This is a genomic window from Pseudomonas parafulva (assembly GCF_002021815.1).
Classification (GTDB): domain Bacteria; phylum Pseudomonadota; class Gammaproteobacteria; order Pseudomonadales; family Pseudomonadaceae; genus Aquipseudomonas; species Aquipseudomonas parafulva_B.
This window is the reverse complement of record NZ_CP019952.1, coordinates 1,973,896-1,989,709: the sequence shown is the minus strand read 5'-3', so window position 1 is coordinate 1,989,709 and position 15,814 is coordinate 1,973,896. Positions and strand designations below refer to the sequence as shown.

The window sequence follows — 15,814 nt, the reverse complement described above, 5'->3', positions numbered from 1 at the left end:
CAGGTGTGCCGCAATAGAGCGGCATCCAAGCGGCGCGCATGCCTCGACAGATGCAGGAAGCGCGATACCGGGTGAGCGACCGGGGCCTGAGAGAGAACAGATTTCACTGGCTGGCCTTGGCGACAGGGCCAGACGGGAAATCAACCGCCCTGGAGGACAAGACGATGCGCAAAGTACTGGTTAGCGTGCGAGTTCCCATGATGGGTGATGTGGTGCTGATGTCGGTGGCGATGATGCAGGGTTGCGACTATCGACCTTTGATCGAAACCTGGGATGGGGCGCCTTTCGTAGCTGTCGTCTTCCACTGATTCCCTGACAGCCGGAAAGACGGTCCGATGCCCTGCTCCCCATCGCAGGCTGCATCGGGGTGTGATCTGAATGCGCAGGCTTGCGCACAACTGGAAGTGGTCAGCCCGTCAGCCGTTTGCCGGGGTAGCACCAGCGGCGGCCAGGTAAAGCTCAGTCGAAAGAATGACCCCGGCGCCGAGCCGGTCAGATCACACCCCGATGCAGAGAAGCGCCCAGCTCAGGGCGCGGTTACCGAAGCACCTGTGGACGTCCCTGCCCTCGCTCTGAGGGTAAACGAATTGCGCCGCTGGATGGGTCCACGCCAAGCCAGCTGCCGGGGTAGCGCCCGGCATCTGCATCACCCCTTCCCTTCACATCGACCGCATTGGCAGGCACCAGGCCACCTTTCACGGTGGGTTTGGTCACCCGCGCCTGGCGTCTGGCCAATGCGGCCGCATCAACGCCCTGGAGGCGAATATGCAAGCACTTCGAGCAGCACAGTTTGAGTACGACAACCGCATGCCTCCTGAGGTGAGTGAAACGCCGCAGGAGCGCGTAGAGCGCCACTGGGTCGAGGAAGGCATCGACCAGCTGATGCGTGGCGCGGACTACGTGTTCCAGCGCCGTATGCGCCCAAAGCAGGGCGTTACGCAGGAGCGGTTTGCTGAGGCCGTGGACGAGTTCGCCATGGGCCAGCTCGGGCTGCAGGGTGCGAGCAAGTCGGTACTGGGCAGGCTGGTCCTGGCTGCCCACTTCAAGATCGGCAGCGAGGCGCGGAGCGCGGCTGATGAGCTGATGGCGGTACCTAACACCGACACGGTGCTGCGCGAGATAGCGCGCACCCTCCTCCAGCCATTTGTGAAGGATGGGCTGATGGCCCAGGCTGAGGAGGCAGAGTGAAAAGCCCCCATGTGCTGATAGACCAAGAGCTTGAAGCAATGGCTGATCCCTCCACCCCTAACGAGTGGCAGGCCATGGTGCTCAAGCTTTTGACCGAGATGCTGGCCGACGGCCGCATCACCATCGAAGAGTTCAACCACTACTGCGGGCGACTCAACAAGATTGTTGATGGCCGCAAGGAGGCTGCATGAGCACTGCACCGGTTAAGTCCTTGATTGATGAACAGCTCGAGCAGATCGAGCGAAGCCTGGCGATTATCGGCGCAGGCGTGCCGCGCGACCTTCCGGTGCAGCAGCTGCGGCCAGAAATCGTCGCTGCGCTCAAAGCCGGACAGATAGCCGTGAGGCCGGCCCAGTGACCCGCTACCAGCGGGCTCGCCGCCTGGTCATCTGGCGCGGCTCCTTCTCTGCCCTCTTCGCCTGCACGGCCTTCATGCTGGCCAGCGCTCTGGCTGGACACATCGCTCCGTAACCAACACATCAGCGCCGCCCTGGCGCGGGAGTCACTATGCAACCCGGCTATTACCGTGACCTCAGCAATGAGGCGTACCACGGCGGCGAAGGCGTGTCCAAGTCGCAGCTAGACCTGATCGCCAAGGCCCCGGCCTTGTTCCAGTGGAGCAAGGCGGCGCCGGAAGATCCCGAGAAGAAGAAGGCGCTGGACCTGGGCGACGCAGTGCATGCCCTGCTGCTTGAGCCGGAACGGTACGCTGCCGAGTACGCAGTTGGGCCCGCTGATGCGCCGCGAAACACGAAGGCCGGCAAGGAAAAGTGGGAAGAGTTCGAATCCACGCTCTCCGGCCAGACCGTCCTGTCGGCAGAGGACGGCAGGAAGATTGGCCTGATCCGCGAAAGCGTCATGGCTCACCCGCATGCCAGGTTCCTGCTCGAGACACAGGGCGACGCCGAGGCCAGCATCTACTGGAACGACGATCGAGAGGGCGTGCTGTGCCGCTGCCGACCAGACAAGACCATCGAGCGCCTTGGATGGATTCTGGACCTCAAGACGACCGCCGACATGAGCAAGTTCGCCCGGTCTTTCTACGACTACCGCTACCACGTTCAGGACAGCTACTACAGCGACGGCTACGCAGCGCACTTTGGCGAGGCGCCGGCCGCGTTCGTGTTCCTGGTCGTGAGCACCAGCATTGAATGCGGCAAGTACCCGGTTCGCCTGTTCACTATGGACTTCGAAGCCAAGGCCGCAGGCCGAACCGAGTATCACCGCAACATCGAAGTCTACGCCGACTGCCTTCGACACAACGAGTGGCCGGCCATCGAAACCCTCACGCTGCCCTACTGGGCGAAGGACAAGCTATGACAGAGGTAAACCCATTCGCCCCACGTGGCATGGCGGAGCACGTCAACCACGGCACGGTGAACATCGAACAGAGCCGGGCCGTCACCGAAGCCCAGGGCAAGCTCCTGCTGGCCAAGCGATTCCCGCGTGATGAGGCTCTGGCCTACAGCAAGATCATGAACTCGTGCAGCCGGCCAAGCCTGGCAGCTTCCGGCGAGTACGCCTACCCGCGGGGCGGACAAACCGTATCTGGCCCTTCTATCCGCCTTGCCGAAGAGCTGGCCAGGTGCTGGGGCAACATCGAGTACGGCATCCGCGAGCTGAGCCGCCAGCAAGGCAACAGTGAGATGGAGGCCTATGCCTGGGACCTGGAGACGAACACTTACTCGTCGCAGAAATTCACTGTTCGCCACATCCGTGACAAGCGCGGCGGAGGTCAGGCCCTGACTGAAGAGCGCGACATCTACGAGATCACCGCCAACATGGGCGGGCGTCGACTGCGGGCGCGCCTGCTAGCCATCCTGCCCCCGGATCTGGTCGAGGCGGCGGTATTGCAGTGCCGCAAGACTCTGGCTGGCGATACCAGTCTTCCGCTCGCCGACCGTGTACGCGCGCTGGTCGACGCATTCGCCCAGCAAGGCGTAACAGAGAAGCACTTGCGCGCCTACCTCAACAAGAGCCTGGACGAGATCCTGCCCGAGGAAATCGCCACTTTGCGCAGCGTGTTCAACAGCATCAAGAATGGTCAGGCTGCTGTTGGCGACTTCTTCTCGATCAAACCGGCCGAAAGCCAAACCGCAGACCTCAACGCCGCCCTCACCGAGGCGCAAAGGAGTGAAGGGTGAACCCATCAATCGACCTGGAGGCCGCAAAAGCGGCCTTCTTCGCGTCTGGCGGCCAGCTCGTCGTGCTGGAGGGCTTCACCTACCAGCCGCTGCCGCAACGCAAGCACCCCGAACCATGCCGCAAGAAACGCAAAGGCCCACCGCCCGTCCAGAACGGCACGCGCCAGGAAATGGCCATGGCCCGCGCAGATATGGTGGCGAAGATGGCCGAAACCATGACCTGCCGAGAGGCCAGTCTAGAGCTGAATGTGTCCCAGTCATCACTGTGGGACATGGCCAAGCGCTACGGCTTCAAGTTCCTTCCAGGCAATCGTGGCAAGCACACGGAAACGCCAGAAACTAAGGATCGCGATGCCAGGCTGGCCGAGCGCATTCGGGCACTTCGTGATGTTGGAGTGTCGAGGTACGCCGCCGTCCTCAAGCTCGAGATCGGCCATTCCACCTTGAATCGCATCGTTGAGAAGTTCGACATCGACTTCCCACGTAAACGACCCAGGAGGTAGCTATGCAACGCAGGAGAAAGCAAGTCTTCCCCCTTCCGTACTACCAGGGCCGCACCGCCCGAGCCGCTGGCCGATGCCGAGCCTCCCAGCCATACCCCGAAATGACAGTCGACAGCGCCTGGTGGCTTGGGGGCTGGCACGACTGCGATATAGAGCTTACCGATGAACCGAAGAATCATCCGATCGCTCCAGCTGCACAGGCGGCGTGAGCAGTTCAACCTACCGCCCAGCGGATTGAAGGAGTTGCCGTATGGCGATGACGCCGCAAGAACGCGACAAGCGCCGACGAGAGAAAGCCGAGCGCCTGCAGGAAGAAGACCTGCGTTTGAAGGTTCGACCAGGGACTAAACAGGCCCTGCTGGAGCTGATGGAGTGGGCCGGGATCGAGGAACAGGGCGAGGCGCTGACGCTGATGATTCATCACATCGAGGCGCTTGGGCATCACGCGCTGTTCAGGATCGCGCGCCACGAAATCGAAGCTCACCGGAATGTGGCGCGCACGGAAAGCCTGAGGCTGTCAGCCAGGAAGCTAACCGGTCAGCACCTACGCGCCATCTGCGGCTGGGCCGACGCCACCTACAGCCAGATGATGGAAGCGCTCATCCACGGCATCCACGCTCTGGGCAGACTGCACGCGGCGAAGTTTCTCACCCCGCCTCGGCACGTAATCAGCATCTCGCCACGCCTGGCCCTGGCCTTTGATCGGAAGAGCATGCTGATGATTCAGAAAGAACCGGGTGATGAGGTCATCACACCAAGTTGAAATTGGTGGGAGCGGGAGGAGTTTAACCCCCTGCGGAACTGTCCGGCAGCTGTATTACTCGTCCCGTTCTTCGCAATTGGACATCGATCGCTCCCAGCGCCGCCCCGCCCCACCCAAATGCTGCAATCGTAATCATCATCAGTACTCCTAGATCAATGCTGCTGATTAGGGATTCACCACCAAGCCATGGGTTTCCCATCAATGTCACTAGGGCCGACGCGACGTTTAAACCGCTGAAGAACAATCCTTTCATACGAGCTGTTAGCCCGTGCTCTTGATGCATCATCAAAACTCGATGCATTCCTTGTCGGCGATATTACGCGTCGACCTGCCCTTATTCAACTCGCGTCGCCCCGGCCACGGAGGGCGGCGCATGCATGGAGAAAGCCATGAACGTCGAGACATCGACCGTCACCAAGCTGCTGATAACCGGCGCCGATGGCCTGGACCCGATCAGCGTCTACCTCGAAGACTTCGAACCCTGCAAGGGCAAGATCACCGTCAGCTGCTTCGACAAGACCTGGCACGCCTACTGGGGCGGCATGTGGGATGGCCTGACCATCGGCCAGTTCTTCTGCAAGCTGCATGATGCCTACATCATCGGCTACTTCGACCGCTCGCTGAGCTCTCGCCGGTTCAGCGCTGAAGCGCTGGCCGACAAAGCGCGGAAGGTGATCGTGCAAATGCGGCGTAACCGTGACCTAGACGCAGAAGACGCCCGGAGCCTGCTCGACGAGGCCGAAGATGTGCGCCACACCAGCTCGCTCGATGAGTGCGGAGGCGCCCACCGCGAGTTCATGCACCGGGTGTTCGGTGACGAATGGTGGATCTTGCCGCCTGACGCCGGAGAGCCGAATCCTGACTGGGCTCACCTCTGCCGCATCATCGCGACGGTGCAGCAAGCCCTGAGACAAGAGTTTTAGGTCGCCGCGTGAGCCCGCGGCGACGACTTTTTGAATCTTTTCTTGTTACTTGAAAGTCGCTCACCCAACGCATCAAGCATCCGAACATCACGGATACTTACCTCTTCATAATCAGCAAATGCCAGATAACTATAGAATTCGTTACCGAAACCCGGCTTAAGCTGAGATGAGTGTACACCTTTGAAAAGCGAGTATTTTTCTGCAAGATTTTTTAATTCCCTACACTCCTCAGTCAAGCAGACCAAGTAAAGCACGGTCAATTCTAGCGAAGTTAACTGTGCTCGAAGCATGTTCACATACTGGCGCTTCGCATAATAGATCGGCCTGTAAGCCCTATCTTGCTCACGCCTTTGCTGAAACTTTTGGCTAGGAGTGAGCTCCTTGAATTCACTTTCAATTACCTGAGTGACGCTGCCCTCAGAGTAAAACCCCTCATAGGTATCCACATATTTCAAAAGCTGATACATACCGCGACAATACACATTCAGTGAATCACCTGTGCACCGTCGAATTTCATGACCAATATCATTTAACCACTCTGCTCTGTCATCGAGACCCGCAGTTCTCTGGCGATTGTTGACCTCATGAAGAACAGGAAATGTGACACGTTTCAGGTGCTCGAATGCAGCCTTGCCCGACATTTCACCCACGGTGACGTTGGCTTTTGCGCTCATATGAACATCAAGTAGCCTAAAGAAGACTGACTCAAAATTCTGAGTCCTGATGTAGTTCGCTTGCTTCTCTAGGTGCTCATTCGCACGCTGGCTCTCGAGCTGAGCAGCTCTTAGCTCTTTGGCCTGCAATCGTAACGTAACCAACACAGCAGCTAGTGTAAGACTACTCAAAAGCGGATTAAGTATACCCCCAAAAAAATCCCCAAACTGCCCCCAGACCTCTTGCGACTTTGAGGTCTGCACGCCAAAAGTCGAAAGATACTTTATCAACATAGCTATGGCAGAAAATGCGACAAGTGCAATCATCATCTGCAGCCAAAGGGGAACAACAACCGATCTAACCTCACCTGAAGCTTCGAACTTATTATCCATCAATTCGCTTCCACACAGTGCTTCTTTTGAATGGAGGGTAGATCGACATGCTCTCTCTAATTTCATAACTCGCCACAACAGTCCGGTCTGCGGCGAGTTCGTCCACTATATAAACATCTGTGTCCAGTCCTTTTCGCTGTTCTATCTTACTGCCCCGCACCACCAACACGTGGGAAGGAGAGATTTTGAGAAGCTTTTCGTAGTCCATATTAGTTTTTCTCACTTACACCTTTAGCAGTACAAGTATAACAAAGATACTCTCTAAGGTTACCTTTATGAATATTAGGTATGGAAGCGTCTGCAGCGGCATTGAAGCTGCGACCGAGGCTTGGCATCCGCTCGGCTGGAGTGCCGAAAATGGTACGCCGAGATCGAGCCTTTTCCATGCGCGTTATTGGCCTACCGGTACCCGAAAACGCCGAACCACGGCGACATGACCCGCCTGGCAGCCATGGTGCTGTCCGGCAAGATCCAGGCGCCCGATGTCCTGGTCGGCGGCACACCCTGTCAGGCGTTCAGCGTGGCCGGTATGCGCGAAGGCCTCGCCGATCCCCGCGGCGCCCTCACCATCAAATACGTGGAGCTGCTCGATGCAATTGACCATGTTCGAACAAAGCGCGGCCAGCCCGAGGCCACCTGTCTCTGGGAAAACGTCCCAGGCGTCCTATCCGACAAAGGCAACGCGTTTGGCTGCTTCCTCGGTGCCCTGGTGGGCGAATCCGAAGAACTCCAACCGCCAGGGGGTAAATGGAAGGACGCTGGTTGTGTGTATGGACCCACGCGAACAGTCGCATGGCGGATTCTGGATGCCCAATATTTCGGCCTGGCCCAACGACGCCGTCGTGTGTTCGTTGTCGCAAGTGCTCGAGCAGGGTTCGATCCACTCGAAGTACTTTTTGAGCGCGAAGGCGTGCGCCGGGATACTCCGCCGCGCCGAGGCGAGGGGCAAGACCTTGCCGGGACAGTTACAGCAAGCACTGGAGGCGTCGACGAGAACGACGCAGCAGATGGACGACTGACCGTCTTTGGCGGCAACAACACCGCCGGCCCTATTGATGTAGCGCCAGCGCGCAATGCTTGCGCAAGCGCGAGCGGAAGGATGGATTTTGAATCTGAGGCCTTCGTTGTAAGCGGAACTCTACAAGCCAACGGCAAAGCGGCTGGCAGCGCTACCCAGCAGGATGCGGAGAGCGGAATGTTGGTCGTAACCGGCACGCAAGATCCTTGCACCCTTACCGACCAGGCATTCGCACTCGGGAGGAACAGCCGCCAGGAGAATGCAGTGCTCGCATTCGCCGAGAACAGCCGAAGCGAGGTCCGCTTGGAGGGCGGTGACGGCGAATTAGTGGGCGCGCTATCAACAGGCGGCGGCAAGCCAGGCCAAGGTCTGCCCTGCATCGCTTTCCAAGAAAGAGGGCGAGAAGGCGGTCGATCTTTGGAGGTCGGCGGAGACATCGCCTACGCGCTCACCGCACCTGGCGACGGAGGTCGATCTCAAGAGCGCAACGTGCTTACAGGGTCAGCCGTGCGCAGGTTGACTCCGCGCGAGTGCGAACGGCTTCAGGGATTCCCTGATGACTACACCCTGATCCCCTATCGCGGGCGCGTCGCAGGCTTGTGCCCGGACGGCCCACGCTACAAGGCCATTGGCAACAGTAAGGCCGTCCCAGTCGTGCGCTGGATCGGCCAACGCCTTCAACAACAACTCGAACGCTCAGCTTGAGGTATCCCATGCCCACAGAAAACCGATCCAGCAACACCGAGATGGTCAGCGTACCGCGCGACAAGCTGCAGGCCTGGCAGGAGCGCTTCTCGAAAGCGCAGATGTTCCAGCAGTCGACTGAAGTTCAAGCCGCTCTGGACCGGGCAGCCCCGCAGCCCCACCCCGAGCCAATAGCCTGGATGGTTGGTACTGCCTTCTGGTGGACCAAAGAAGAGGCAGAGAGGGATGCGGCGGAGACTGGGCTGCCGATTGTTGGGCTGGGGCCGATGACCGAAAGTGCCGACATTGATCAGCTCCAGCTGGAGATCGCAGAGCTGCAGCTGGCACTGACGATGCACGATGACGCAGCGATCCAGGATGAATGTATTCGGGCTGAGAACTCGGAGCTGCACGCCAAGCTGGCCGAACGGAGTGCCCCAATAATTCCAGAGCTGACCAGCGATCTTCGCGAAATTCTCGGGCGCCCAAATTTCACCTGCCACCACGTCGCCAAGGCACTTAGGGTCATGGGGATCACCATCGCCCCTAAGTCCGAGGATGAGCAGGCCGTCGTGATCCACTGGCTTCTCGGGCACTACCTGAAACATGGCGCAGATTGGCGCCAGCGAGCCACCGCCGAACTCGAAGCGGCCAGCGAAACGATGAAAGCCTGATAGAGCACATCTGTACTCCACCCCGCTGTAACCCCTCTCCCCTCTATTCACTGGCGCTGCTCTGTGGGCGGCAAGGGCGAACACATGTCTGAAAATGACCCCTGCTCCGAATACAACAAGGAAGAAGACCGCTGCAACAGCGGCTTCCCTGTTTTGCACGCCGTCTGTCGTGGGATGCCGAGCGGCTGCCATGCGTGCGGAAGGCCTTACACCAAGCCGATGTGCATGCAGGAAGAACTGCCAGCGCACTTGGTTCGCAAGGACGGCATGCCGCTCGGCTGGCCGGTCAAGTAACTCCCTCTCACCTCTATTCACTGCCGCGATATGGCGGCCAAGGAATCCGTATGCCCAGCGCACAAACGGCGGCACGGTGGTGCCCGGACGAATGCCCGATAACAGGCCGCAAGTTCTTCATGTGGATCGAGCACCCAGATGGCGGGATGGTGCCGACCTATGGTGGTCCTTTCGACAGCTACACGATCCCGACCCGCGACGGCGACGAAGGCTTCTGTTGCGAGCGGTACGACCACGATTACGGTGGTTGGCGCGACGACGAAATGGTCGGGCTGAAGCTGATCGACGACCGAAGCGACGAATGCGAACACGGCCAAGTTGCCGAGCTTCAGGCGGAAATTGAACGGCTCAAGGGCCAGAGCCGGACCATCACCCTGGCGGGTTGCGAATACACGGAAGATGACCTCATCGGTACTGCGGTTCGGTGCGTCAGCGGAACAAGCAGGCAAAAGACCCCGCGCTGGGTACTCATGATGGACGCCTTTGTCTGCGGCTCAGGCGTAGCCCAAGCGCTGTGTCGGCGTTACGGGCTGGACCCGGACGAGGGCCTGCGCAAATGACCCGCCTCGCCCTCTGCCTCCTGCTGCTGGCCACCGGCGCCAGCGCAGCCCAATCAGTACAAATCGAGAAATCCACCAACATAAAAACGGGTGTGAACAGAGTTCACGATGACCAGCGAGGGGTGACCTGCTACGTGTACTTCGACGGCGGTCCTGGCGGCATCAGCTGCATCCCCGACAGCCAACTGCAGGCCGGCAGCGAGCGCCAGCTCTCCCCGCACGAAACCCAACCCGAACCTACACCCGCTATGGCGCCTGGCCGCTGGATTGATGAGAGGTATGAGCTGTGAACAAAGAACGACTCAAGCAGTTGGCCCGCGCAGCCACCAAGGGCGAGTGGGAGCGAGACGGCAATCAGGTTTGCCCGGTGGCGGATCAGAGCAAATCGCTGGCCACCTTCGTGAACGTGCCGGATGCCGCCTTTGTGGTGGCTGCTCAGCCTGCGGTGGTGCTCAACCTCATTCTGGAAATCGAGCACCTCACCAGCTCTCTCGCACGAGTGACTGAGGACCGCGACGGCCTTCTTGAAGCAGGAGCACACCTTCTATGATCCTGCCCCTGATGTACATGGCCTACCTGATCTACAGGGGGCCGCGATGATCCCGCGCAAAGGCTGGCTCCGGCGCCAGTTCGAATCGGCATTGATCCTGCTGGCCGCTTGGATCCTTGGCGGCCGAAACGTCACCCGCTCTCCGGTCGTCTCGCGCAGAGACAACAATGACATGTTCGAGATGGACTGGGAGCTTCGAGCCATCGCCCGCCGAATCCGCAAGCAGTACAGCGAGTAACCCATCCCCCTACTACTCAAGCCCGCCGACATGCGCGGGCGAGGATGACCCCATGCCCGAAATAAAGTGCGAGCACGGCCACACCATGCGGATCGGCACTGACCAGTGGGTGGAAACCCTGACCCTGGATCAGCTGCGCTACGCCCGCGACCAGATAGCCCTGAAGATCCAGGCGGCCGAGGCCCAGCCGAAACGCTGCGTGTGGCGGGTCTGCCGCGGCGGTCTCGCCGAAGGCAATTACCGCGAGGAAGACTTCGAGAAGGCGGCCGATCACCTGCTGCGCATCTTCAAAGAGCGATTCATCAAGGAGGCGCAGCGGTTCACTGAACACCACTATGGAACGCTTCGCTTCGAGCGAGAGGTTCCTCATATGTCAGTCGAGCTGGTCAGCCAGTTCGAGTACGAAACCGAGTGGTTCCCGGCCAAGCCCTGACCACCAACCTGCCGCCACCGGCGGCGTGGAGACACACATGGCTAATGCCACAGCAGCGAAGCCCTCAAGCATTCAGCCGCGGTTCATCCGGTTCGGCGATGCGCCTGGGTACCTCGGCATGTGCCGGGATGAATTCAACAAAACGGTCAGGCCGAACGTGCGCGAGTTTCCGATTGGCAAACAGGGCGTGGCCTTCGACCGCCAGGAGCTCGACGAGTGGGCAGATGCCTACATCGAAGCCAAGGCAATTGAAAAAGCCACCGGACAGGACAACAATCGGCCCCGCAGCGAGCGCCGAGGAGATGATACATGGCGCGAAAAACGATCACCGGCCTCTATGAGAAGGGCGGTGTCTGGCAAATCGACAAAGTCTACAAAGGGGAGCGAATTCGAGAGAGTACTGGAACTGGTGACCGGGAAGAAGCAGAGCAGTACCTGATTCACAAGCTCGAGCAGCTGCGTCAAAGGAAGGTATACGGCGTTCGGCAAGTGCGCACTTGGGAGGAGGCAGCGATGCGCTACCTCCTTGAGGTCAAGGATCAGCCCTCGATACACCTGACCGCCTTGTGCATGAAGCAGCTTCACCCGTACCTGGGCCACCTGCCGCTTACGCATATTGACGACCAGGCACTGGAGCCGTTCATCAAGGACCGGCAGACAGAGAAGGTCCGAGATGACGGCACGATCGAAAAGGCCGTGAGCAATCGAACGATCAACATCGCCATCGAGCGCGCTGTGCGGGTTTTGACGCTCTGCGCCAGGAAGTGGCGAGACGAGGATCGCCGGCCATGGCTGGACAGTGTGCCCATGCTGAGGAAGCTCGAAGAGAAGAAGTCGAGCCGCAAGCCCTACCCCATGTCGTGGGAAGAGCAATCGATCCTCTTCAACGAGTTACCGGGCCACCTGCAAACGATGGCCCTGTTCAAGGTAAACACAGGCTGCCGGGAGCAAGAAGTGTGCAAGCTGAGGTGGGATTGGGAGATATCGGTGCCGGAACTGGGAAGCAGTGTTTTCCTGATCCCCGCTGACTTCGGCGGGAGACACGCCCGATCGGGCGTAAAGAATGGCGACGAGCGCCTGGTGGTGCTGAACAACGTGGCCAAGTCGATCATTGAAAGGCAGCGCGGGATCAGCAAGGAATGGGTATTCCCATACAACGGCACCGCGATGCACAGGATGAACGATTCGGCATGGAAGAAGGCACGGGTGAGAGCGGCGAAACTCTGGCAGGAGGAAAACCTTCGCCCCGCTCACCCTGGATATGCCTCGATCAGGATTCACGATTTGAAGCACACCTTCGGTCGACGGCTGCGGGCAGCAGGCGTTACTGAGGAAGATCGGAAATCACTGCTCGGGCACAAGAACGGCAGCATCACCAGTCATTACTCCGGTGCAGAGCTGGGCAAGCTGATTGAGGCTGCGAACATGGTATCAACAACGGACTCTAGAGGCCCTGTGTTGACGATCTTGAAGAGGAAAATCGGATGATGTCCCGAAAATCTCCCCACATGCAGAAATGAAAAAGCCACCCGAAGGTGGCTAAGTCATTGAATATAATGGTCGGGACGGAGTGATTCGAACACTCGACCCCTTGCACCCCATGCAAGTGCGCTACCGGGCTGCGCTACGCCCCGACTGGGCTTTGAAGCATGTTCTCGTTACCGCTGAGAACGATGAAGAATATACCCTAACCTTTTGATTAATGGAAGCTTTTTTTCAAAAATTTCCACTCATCCTAAACAACGGTCACTTCTTCAGCACCACCAACACATCTTCCAACTCGACAATCATCTGACGAATCAGCTGTTTGTACTGGCTCGACTCATCCTTGGCCTCATCACTGGAAAGCCGCAACCTCGCCCCGCCAATGGTGAAGCCCTGGTCGTAAAGCAGGGCGCGAATCTGGCGGATCATCAGCACGTCTTGGCGCTGGTAATACCGCCGGTTGCCCCGCCGCTTCACAGGATTGAGCTGATCGAACTCCTGCTCCCAATACCGCAACACGTGCGGTTTTACAGCGCAAAGTTCGCTGACCTCACCAATGGTGAAGTACCGTTTGCCCGGTATGGGGGGCAGTTCGTCGTTATGGCTTGGTTCCAGCATAGGCCTCAACCCGGGCCTTCAACTTCTGCCCTGGACGAAAGGTGACGACGCGCCGTGCGGTGATCGGGATTTCTTCCCCAGTCTTGGGGTTGCGGCCCGGCCGCTGGCGTTTATCGCGAAGGTCGAAGTTGCCGAAACCGGACAACTTGACCTGCTCGTTCTCTTCAAGTGCGTGCCGAATTTCTTCGAAAAACAGCTCGACCAGCTCCTTGGCCTCACGCTTGTTAAGCCCCAGCTCCTCGTACAGCCTCTCGGCCATCTCAGCTTTCGTCAGAGCACCCATGCCGTTATTTCCTTAACGTGGTGTTCAACCTTTGTTCGAGCGAGGTGAGGATAGTGTGCAAGGTAGTGTTCACCTCATCGTCGTTAAGAGTGCGCGATGGATGCTGCCAGGTCAAGCCGACTGCCAGGCTTTTTCTATCAGGATCAATGCCTTTACCCTGGTAGACATCAAACAGCCTGAGGTCTGTGAGCCATTCGCCTGCATTGTCACGAATTACGTCAAGCACGTCTTGAGACGCTACATCACGACCTGCGATCAACGCCAGGTCACGACGGGTTTCCGGGAACTTGGACAACTCGCTGAATTTCGGCAATCGGCCTTCGACCACATCGGCCAGCACCAGCTCGAAAACGAAGACCGGGCGGTCCAGGTCCAGGACTTTTGCAAGCTCTGGATGAAGCGCGCCCAGATAGCCAACGGTCTTACCTTCACGCTGGATTTCGGCGGTCTGACCAGGGTGCAAGGCTGGATGCTTGCCAGCGACGAAGGTGAAGTCGCCCAACGCACCGGAATAACCCAACAGGGCTTCCACATCGGCCTTCACGTCGAAGAAGTCGATAGGGTCGCGGCCGTTGGCCCATCCTTCAGGCAAGCGGCTGCCTGTAACGACGCCGGCAATCATCGGTTCCTGTGCCAAGTCGCCCAGTTGGCCGACGAAACGTAGGCCACTTTCGAACAAGCGCACGCGGTCCTGCTGGCGATTGAGGTTGTGCTGCAATGCCTTGACCAGGCCCGGCCACAGAGAGGCACGCATGGCCGCCATGTCGCTGGAGATAGGGTTGGCCAGCAACAGTGGCTCTACGCCTGGGCTGAACAGCTCGAACAGTTTCGGATCGATGAAGCTGTAGGTAATGGCCTCCTGGTAACCACGAGCAACCAGCAGACGACGCAGGTTTGGCAGCTCGCCACGGGTTTCCGGGCGTGCTTGCGGCGCCAGGCGCGCTTGCGGGTAGCGCACGGGCAGGTTGTTGTAACCGTACAGACGCGCGAGCTCTTCGATCAGGTCGACTTCGAGGCTGATATCGAAGCGGTGGCTCGGAACGTTGACCGTCCACTGCCCTGCTCCGTCTGCCTGGGTAGCCAGACCAAGGTTGTTGAGCAACTGCTCGACCTGGGACGGGTCCATTTCCATGCCAAGCATCTGGGCGATGCGATCGGCACGCAGGGTAACTGGGGCAATGCGGGGCAAGTGTTGCTCGCTGACGGCTTCAACGATAGGGCCGGCTTCACCGCCTACCACTTCCAGCAGCAATGCGGTCGCGCGCTCCATGGCCTCGCGGGCCAACTGGGAATCGACGCCGCGCTCATAACGGTGCGAGGCGTCGGTGTGCAGGCCGTAGGAGCGGGCCTTGCCTGCAACGGAAATCGGCTCGAAGAAAGCGCTTTCCAGGAACAGATCACGGGTTTTAGCGGTGTCGACGCCGCTGTGCTCGCCGCCCATGACGCCGGCGATGGCCAGGGCGCGGGTGTGGTCGGCAATGACCAGGGTGTCGGCACGCAGTGCAACTTCCTGGCCGTCGAGCAGCACGAGCTTCTCGCCTTCCTCGGCCATGCGTACGCGAATGCCGCCGTTGATCTCTGCCAAGTCAAAGGCGTGCATCGGCTGGCCGAGTTCGAGCATCACGTAGTTAGTGATGTCTACGGCAGCGTCGATGCTGCGCACGTCGCTGCGGCGCAGACGCTCGACCATCCACAGCGGCGTCGGCTTGCTCAGGTCGACATTGCGGATGACCCGCCCCAGGTAGCGTGGGCAAGCTGCCGGCGCATGGACCTCGACTGGGCGCACTTCGTCGTGCGCGGCAGCCACGGCTGGCACCAGCGGGCGGGTGACCGGCACGTCGTACAGCGCGCTGACGTCGCGGGCCAGGCCGGCGATCGACAGGCAATCACCCCGGTTGGGCGTAAGCCCGATTTCGATGCTGGCATCATCCAGGCTCAGGTACTGGCGAATGTCTTCGCCTACCGGTGCATCGCTGGCCAGTTCGAGCAGGCCATCGTTTTCTTCACTGATCTGCAGTTCGGCCGCCGAGCAGAGCATGCCGAATGACTCCACACCGCGCAGCTTGGCCTTCTTGATCTTGAAGTCACCAGGCAGTTCGGCGCCGATCATGGCGAAGGGGATCTTGATCCCTGGCCGTGCGTTAGGCGCGCCGCAAACGACCTGGAACGTTTCCTGACCATTGCTGACCTGGCACACACGCAGCTTGTCGGCGTCTGGGTGTTGTTCAGTGGCAAGGATTTCACCCACCACAATACCGCTGAACTGGCCGGCAGCGGGGGTCACGCTGTCGACTTCCAGGCCGGCCATGGACAGGCGGGCCACCAGTTCGTCACGGGAGACTTGCGGGTTTACCCAACCGCGCAGCCACTGTTCACTGAATTTCATGCTGTTCTTCTCCTGAAGGTTGCG

23 protein-coding genes and 1 tRNA gene are annotated in these 15,814 nt (G+C 59.4%); 19 read left to right on the top strand and 5 right to left on the bottom strand.

Annotation, left to right across the window (positions count from 1 at the left end):
- Nucleotides 1–164: 164 nt before the first annotated feature.
- The 9 genes from B2J77_RS21310 (at nt 165) to B2J77_RS08885 (ending at nt 5,521) form a co-directional block, all read left to right on the top strand.
- A complete protein-coding gene (locus B2J77_RS21310; RefSeq protein WP_153302495.1) occupies nt 165–308 on the top strand; it encodes a hypothetical protein in 144 nt (47 codons plus the stop codon).
- Nucleotides 309–765: 457 nt separating this feature from the next.
- A complete protein-coding gene (locus B2J77_RS08925; RefSeq protein ID WP_078478414.1) occupies nt 766–1,188 on the top strand; it encodes a hypothetical protein in 423 nt (140 codons plus the stop codon).
- On the top strand, nt 1,185–1,379 hold the full coding sequence (locus B2J77_RS08920) for a hypothetical protein (protein WP_078478413.1): 195 nt from the start codon (nt 1,185–1,187) through the stop codon (nt 1,377–1,379). Before B2J77_RS08925 ends, B2J77_RS08920 begins: the two co-directional genes overlap by 4 nt.
- Nucleotides 1,376–1,546, top strand: coding sequence for a hypothetical protein (locus B2J77_RS21475; protein ID WP_165919235.1), 171 nt, complete (start codon nt 1,376–1,378; stop codon nt 1,544–1,546). Before B2J77_RS08920 ends, B2J77_RS21475 begins: the two co-directional genes overlap by 4 nt.
- Before the next feature lie 149 nt (nt 1,547–1,695).
- Nucleotides 1,696–2,508: a PD-(D/E)XK nuclease-like domain-containing protein gene (locus B2J77_RS08915; protein ID WP_078478412.1), complete on the top strand. Its 813-nt coding sequence runs from the start codon at nt 1,696–1,698 to the stop codon at nt 2,506–2,508.
- Nucleotides 2,505–3,332: a hypothetical protein gene (locus tag B2J77_RS08910; protein ID WP_078478411.1), complete on the top strand. Its 828-nt coding sequence runs from the start codon at nt 2,505–2,507 to the stop codon at nt 3,330–3,332. The genes B2J77_RS08915 and B2J77_RS08910 overlap by 4 nt, the downstream gene beginning before the upstream one ends.
- On the top strand, nt 3,329–3,835 hold the full coding sequence (locus B2J77_RS08905; protein ID WP_078478410.1) for a hypothetical protein: 507 nt from the start codon (nt 3,329–3,331) through the stop codon (nt 3,833–3,835). The genes B2J77_RS08910 and B2J77_RS08905 overlap by 4 nt, the downstream gene beginning before the upstream one ends.
- Nucleotides 3,836–4,085: 250 nt before the next feature.
- Nucleotides 4,086–4,598, top strand: coding sequence for a hypothetical protein (locus B2J77_RS08895; protein WP_078478408.1), 513 nt, complete (start codon nt 4,086–4,088; stop codon nt 4,596–4,598).
- A gap of 389 nt (nt 4,599–4,987) precedes the next feature.
- The gene (locus B2J77_RS08885) at nt 4,988–5,521 is read left to right on the top strand and encodes a hypothetical protein (RefSeq protein WP_078478406.1); all 534 of its coding nucleotides are present in this window, start codon (nt 4,988–4,990) and stop codon (nt 5,519–5,521) included.
- Here B2J77_RS08885 and B2J77_RS08880 read toward each other — a convergent pair.
- Nucleotides 5,518–6,567, bottom strand: coding sequence for a putative phage abortive infection protein (locus B2J77_RS08880; RefSeq protein WP_194286100.1), 1,050 nt, complete (start codon nt 6,565–6,567; stop codon nt 5,518–5,520). The genes B2J77_RS08885 and B2J77_RS08880 overlap by 4 nt on opposite strands.
- A 328-nt stretch (nt 6,568–6,895) precedes the next feature.
- On the opposite strand from B2J77_RS08880, the gene B2J77_RS08875 reads away from it, so the two are divergent.
- The 10 genes from B2J77_RS08875 to B2J77_RS08835 all read left to right on the top strand — a co-directional run bounded on the left by B2J77_RS08875 (nt 6,896) and on the right by B2J77_RS08835 (nt 12,506).
- A complete protein-coding gene (locus tag B2J77_RS08875; RefSeq protein ID WP_416231897.1) occupies nt 6,896–8,290 on the top strand; it encodes a DNA cytosine methyltransferase in 1,395 nt (464 codons plus the stop codon).
- Nucleotides 8,291–8,298: 8 nt separating this feature from the next.
- Nucleotides 8,299–8,943: a hypothetical protein gene (locus B2J77_RS08870; protein ID WP_078478404.1), complete on the top strand. Its 645-nt coding sequence runs from the start codon at nt 8,299–8,301 to the stop codon at nt 8,941–8,943.
- An 84-nt stretch (nt 8,944–9,027) separates the two neighbouring features.
- On the top strand, nt 9,028–9,237 hold the full coding sequence (locus B2J77_RS08865) for a hypothetical protein (RefSeq protein ID WP_153302494.1): 210 nt from the start codon (nt 9,028–9,030) through the stop codon (nt 9,235–9,237).
- Nucleotides 9,238–9,287: 50 nt separating this feature from the next.
- Nucleotides 9,288–9,797 (top strand): hypothetical protein, encoded by a 510-nt coding sequence (locus B2J77_RS21620; RefSeq protein WP_228385172.1) that lies wholly within the window; start codon nt 9,288–9,290, stop codon nt 9,795–9,797.
- On the top strand, nt 9,794–10,087 hold the full coding sequence (locus tag B2J77_RS08855) for a hypothetical protein (RefSeq protein WP_078478402.1): 294 nt from the start codon (nt 9,794–9,796) through the stop codon (nt 10,085–10,087). The genes B2J77_RS21620 and B2J77_RS08855 overlap by 4 nt, the downstream gene beginning before the upstream one ends.
- Nucleotides 10,084–10,347, top strand: a complete 264-nt coding sequence (locus tag B2J77_RS08850) for a hypothetical protein (RefSeq protein ID WP_078478401.1) — start codon at nt 10,084–10,086, stop codon at nt 10,345–10,347. Before B2J77_RS08855 ends, B2J77_RS08850 begins: the two co-directional genes overlap by 4 nt.
- A gap of 46 nt (nt 10,348–10,393) precedes the next feature.
- Nucleotides 10,394–10,585: a hypothetical protein gene (locus B2J77_RS08845; RefSeq protein WP_078478400.1), complete on the top strand. Its 192-nt coding sequence runs from the start codon at nt 10,394–10,396 to the stop codon at nt 10,583–10,585.
- A 52-nt stretch (nt 10,586–10,637) separates the two neighbouring features.
- Nucleotides 10,638–11,018 (top strand): hypothetical protein, encoded by a 381-nt coding sequence (locus B2J77_RS08840; protein ID WP_228385171.1) that lies wholly within the window; start codon nt 10,638–10,640, stop codon nt 11,016–11,018.
- Nucleotides 11,019–11,055: 37 nt separating this feature from the next.
- A complete protein-coding gene (locus B2J77_RS21615; protein WP_228385170.1) occupies nt 11,056–11,457 on the top strand; it encodes a hypothetical protein in 402 nt (133 codons plus the stop codon).
- On the top strand, nt 11,343–12,506 hold the full coding sequence (locus B2J77_RS08835; protein ID WP_228385185.1) for a tyrosine-type recombinase/integrase: 1,164 nt from the start codon (nt 11,343–11,345) through the stop codon (nt 12,504–12,506). The genes B2J77_RS21615 and B2J77_RS08835 overlap by 115 nt, the downstream gene beginning before the upstream one ends.
- Nucleotides 12,507–12,575: 69 nt before the next feature.
- On the opposite strand, the gene B2J77_RS08830 is transcribed toward B2J77_RS08835, so the two are convergent.
- From B2J77_RS08830 to pheT, 4 genes are all read right to left on the bottom strand, one after another.
- Nucleotides 12,576–12,652: transfer RNA gene (locus tag B2J77_RS08830), tRNA-Pro, on the bottom strand.
- Between the two features lie 112 nt (nt 12,653–12,764).
- On the bottom strand, nt 12,765–13,121 hold the full coding sequence (locus tag B2J77_RS08825) for a MerR family transcriptional regulator (protein WP_003250681.1): 357 nt from the start codon (nt 13,119–13,121) through the stop codon (nt 12,765–12,767).
- Nucleotides 13,102–13,404, bottom strand: coding sequence for an integration host factor subunit alpha (gene ihfA / locus B2J77_RS08820; RefSeq protein WP_003250679.1), 303 nt, complete (start codon nt 13,402–13,404; stop codon nt 13,102–13,104). The genes B2J77_RS08825 and ihfA overlap by 20 nt, the downstream gene beginning before the upstream one ends.
- A 4-nt stretch (nt 13,405–13,408) precedes the next feature.
- On the bottom strand, nt 13,409–15,790 hold the full coding sequence (gene pheT / locus B2J77_RS08815; protein WP_078478398.1) for a phenylalanine--tRNA ligase subunit beta: 2,382 nt from the start codon (nt 15,788–15,790) through the stop codon (nt 13,409–13,411).
- Nucleotides 15,791–15,814 lie beyond the last annotated feature (24 nt).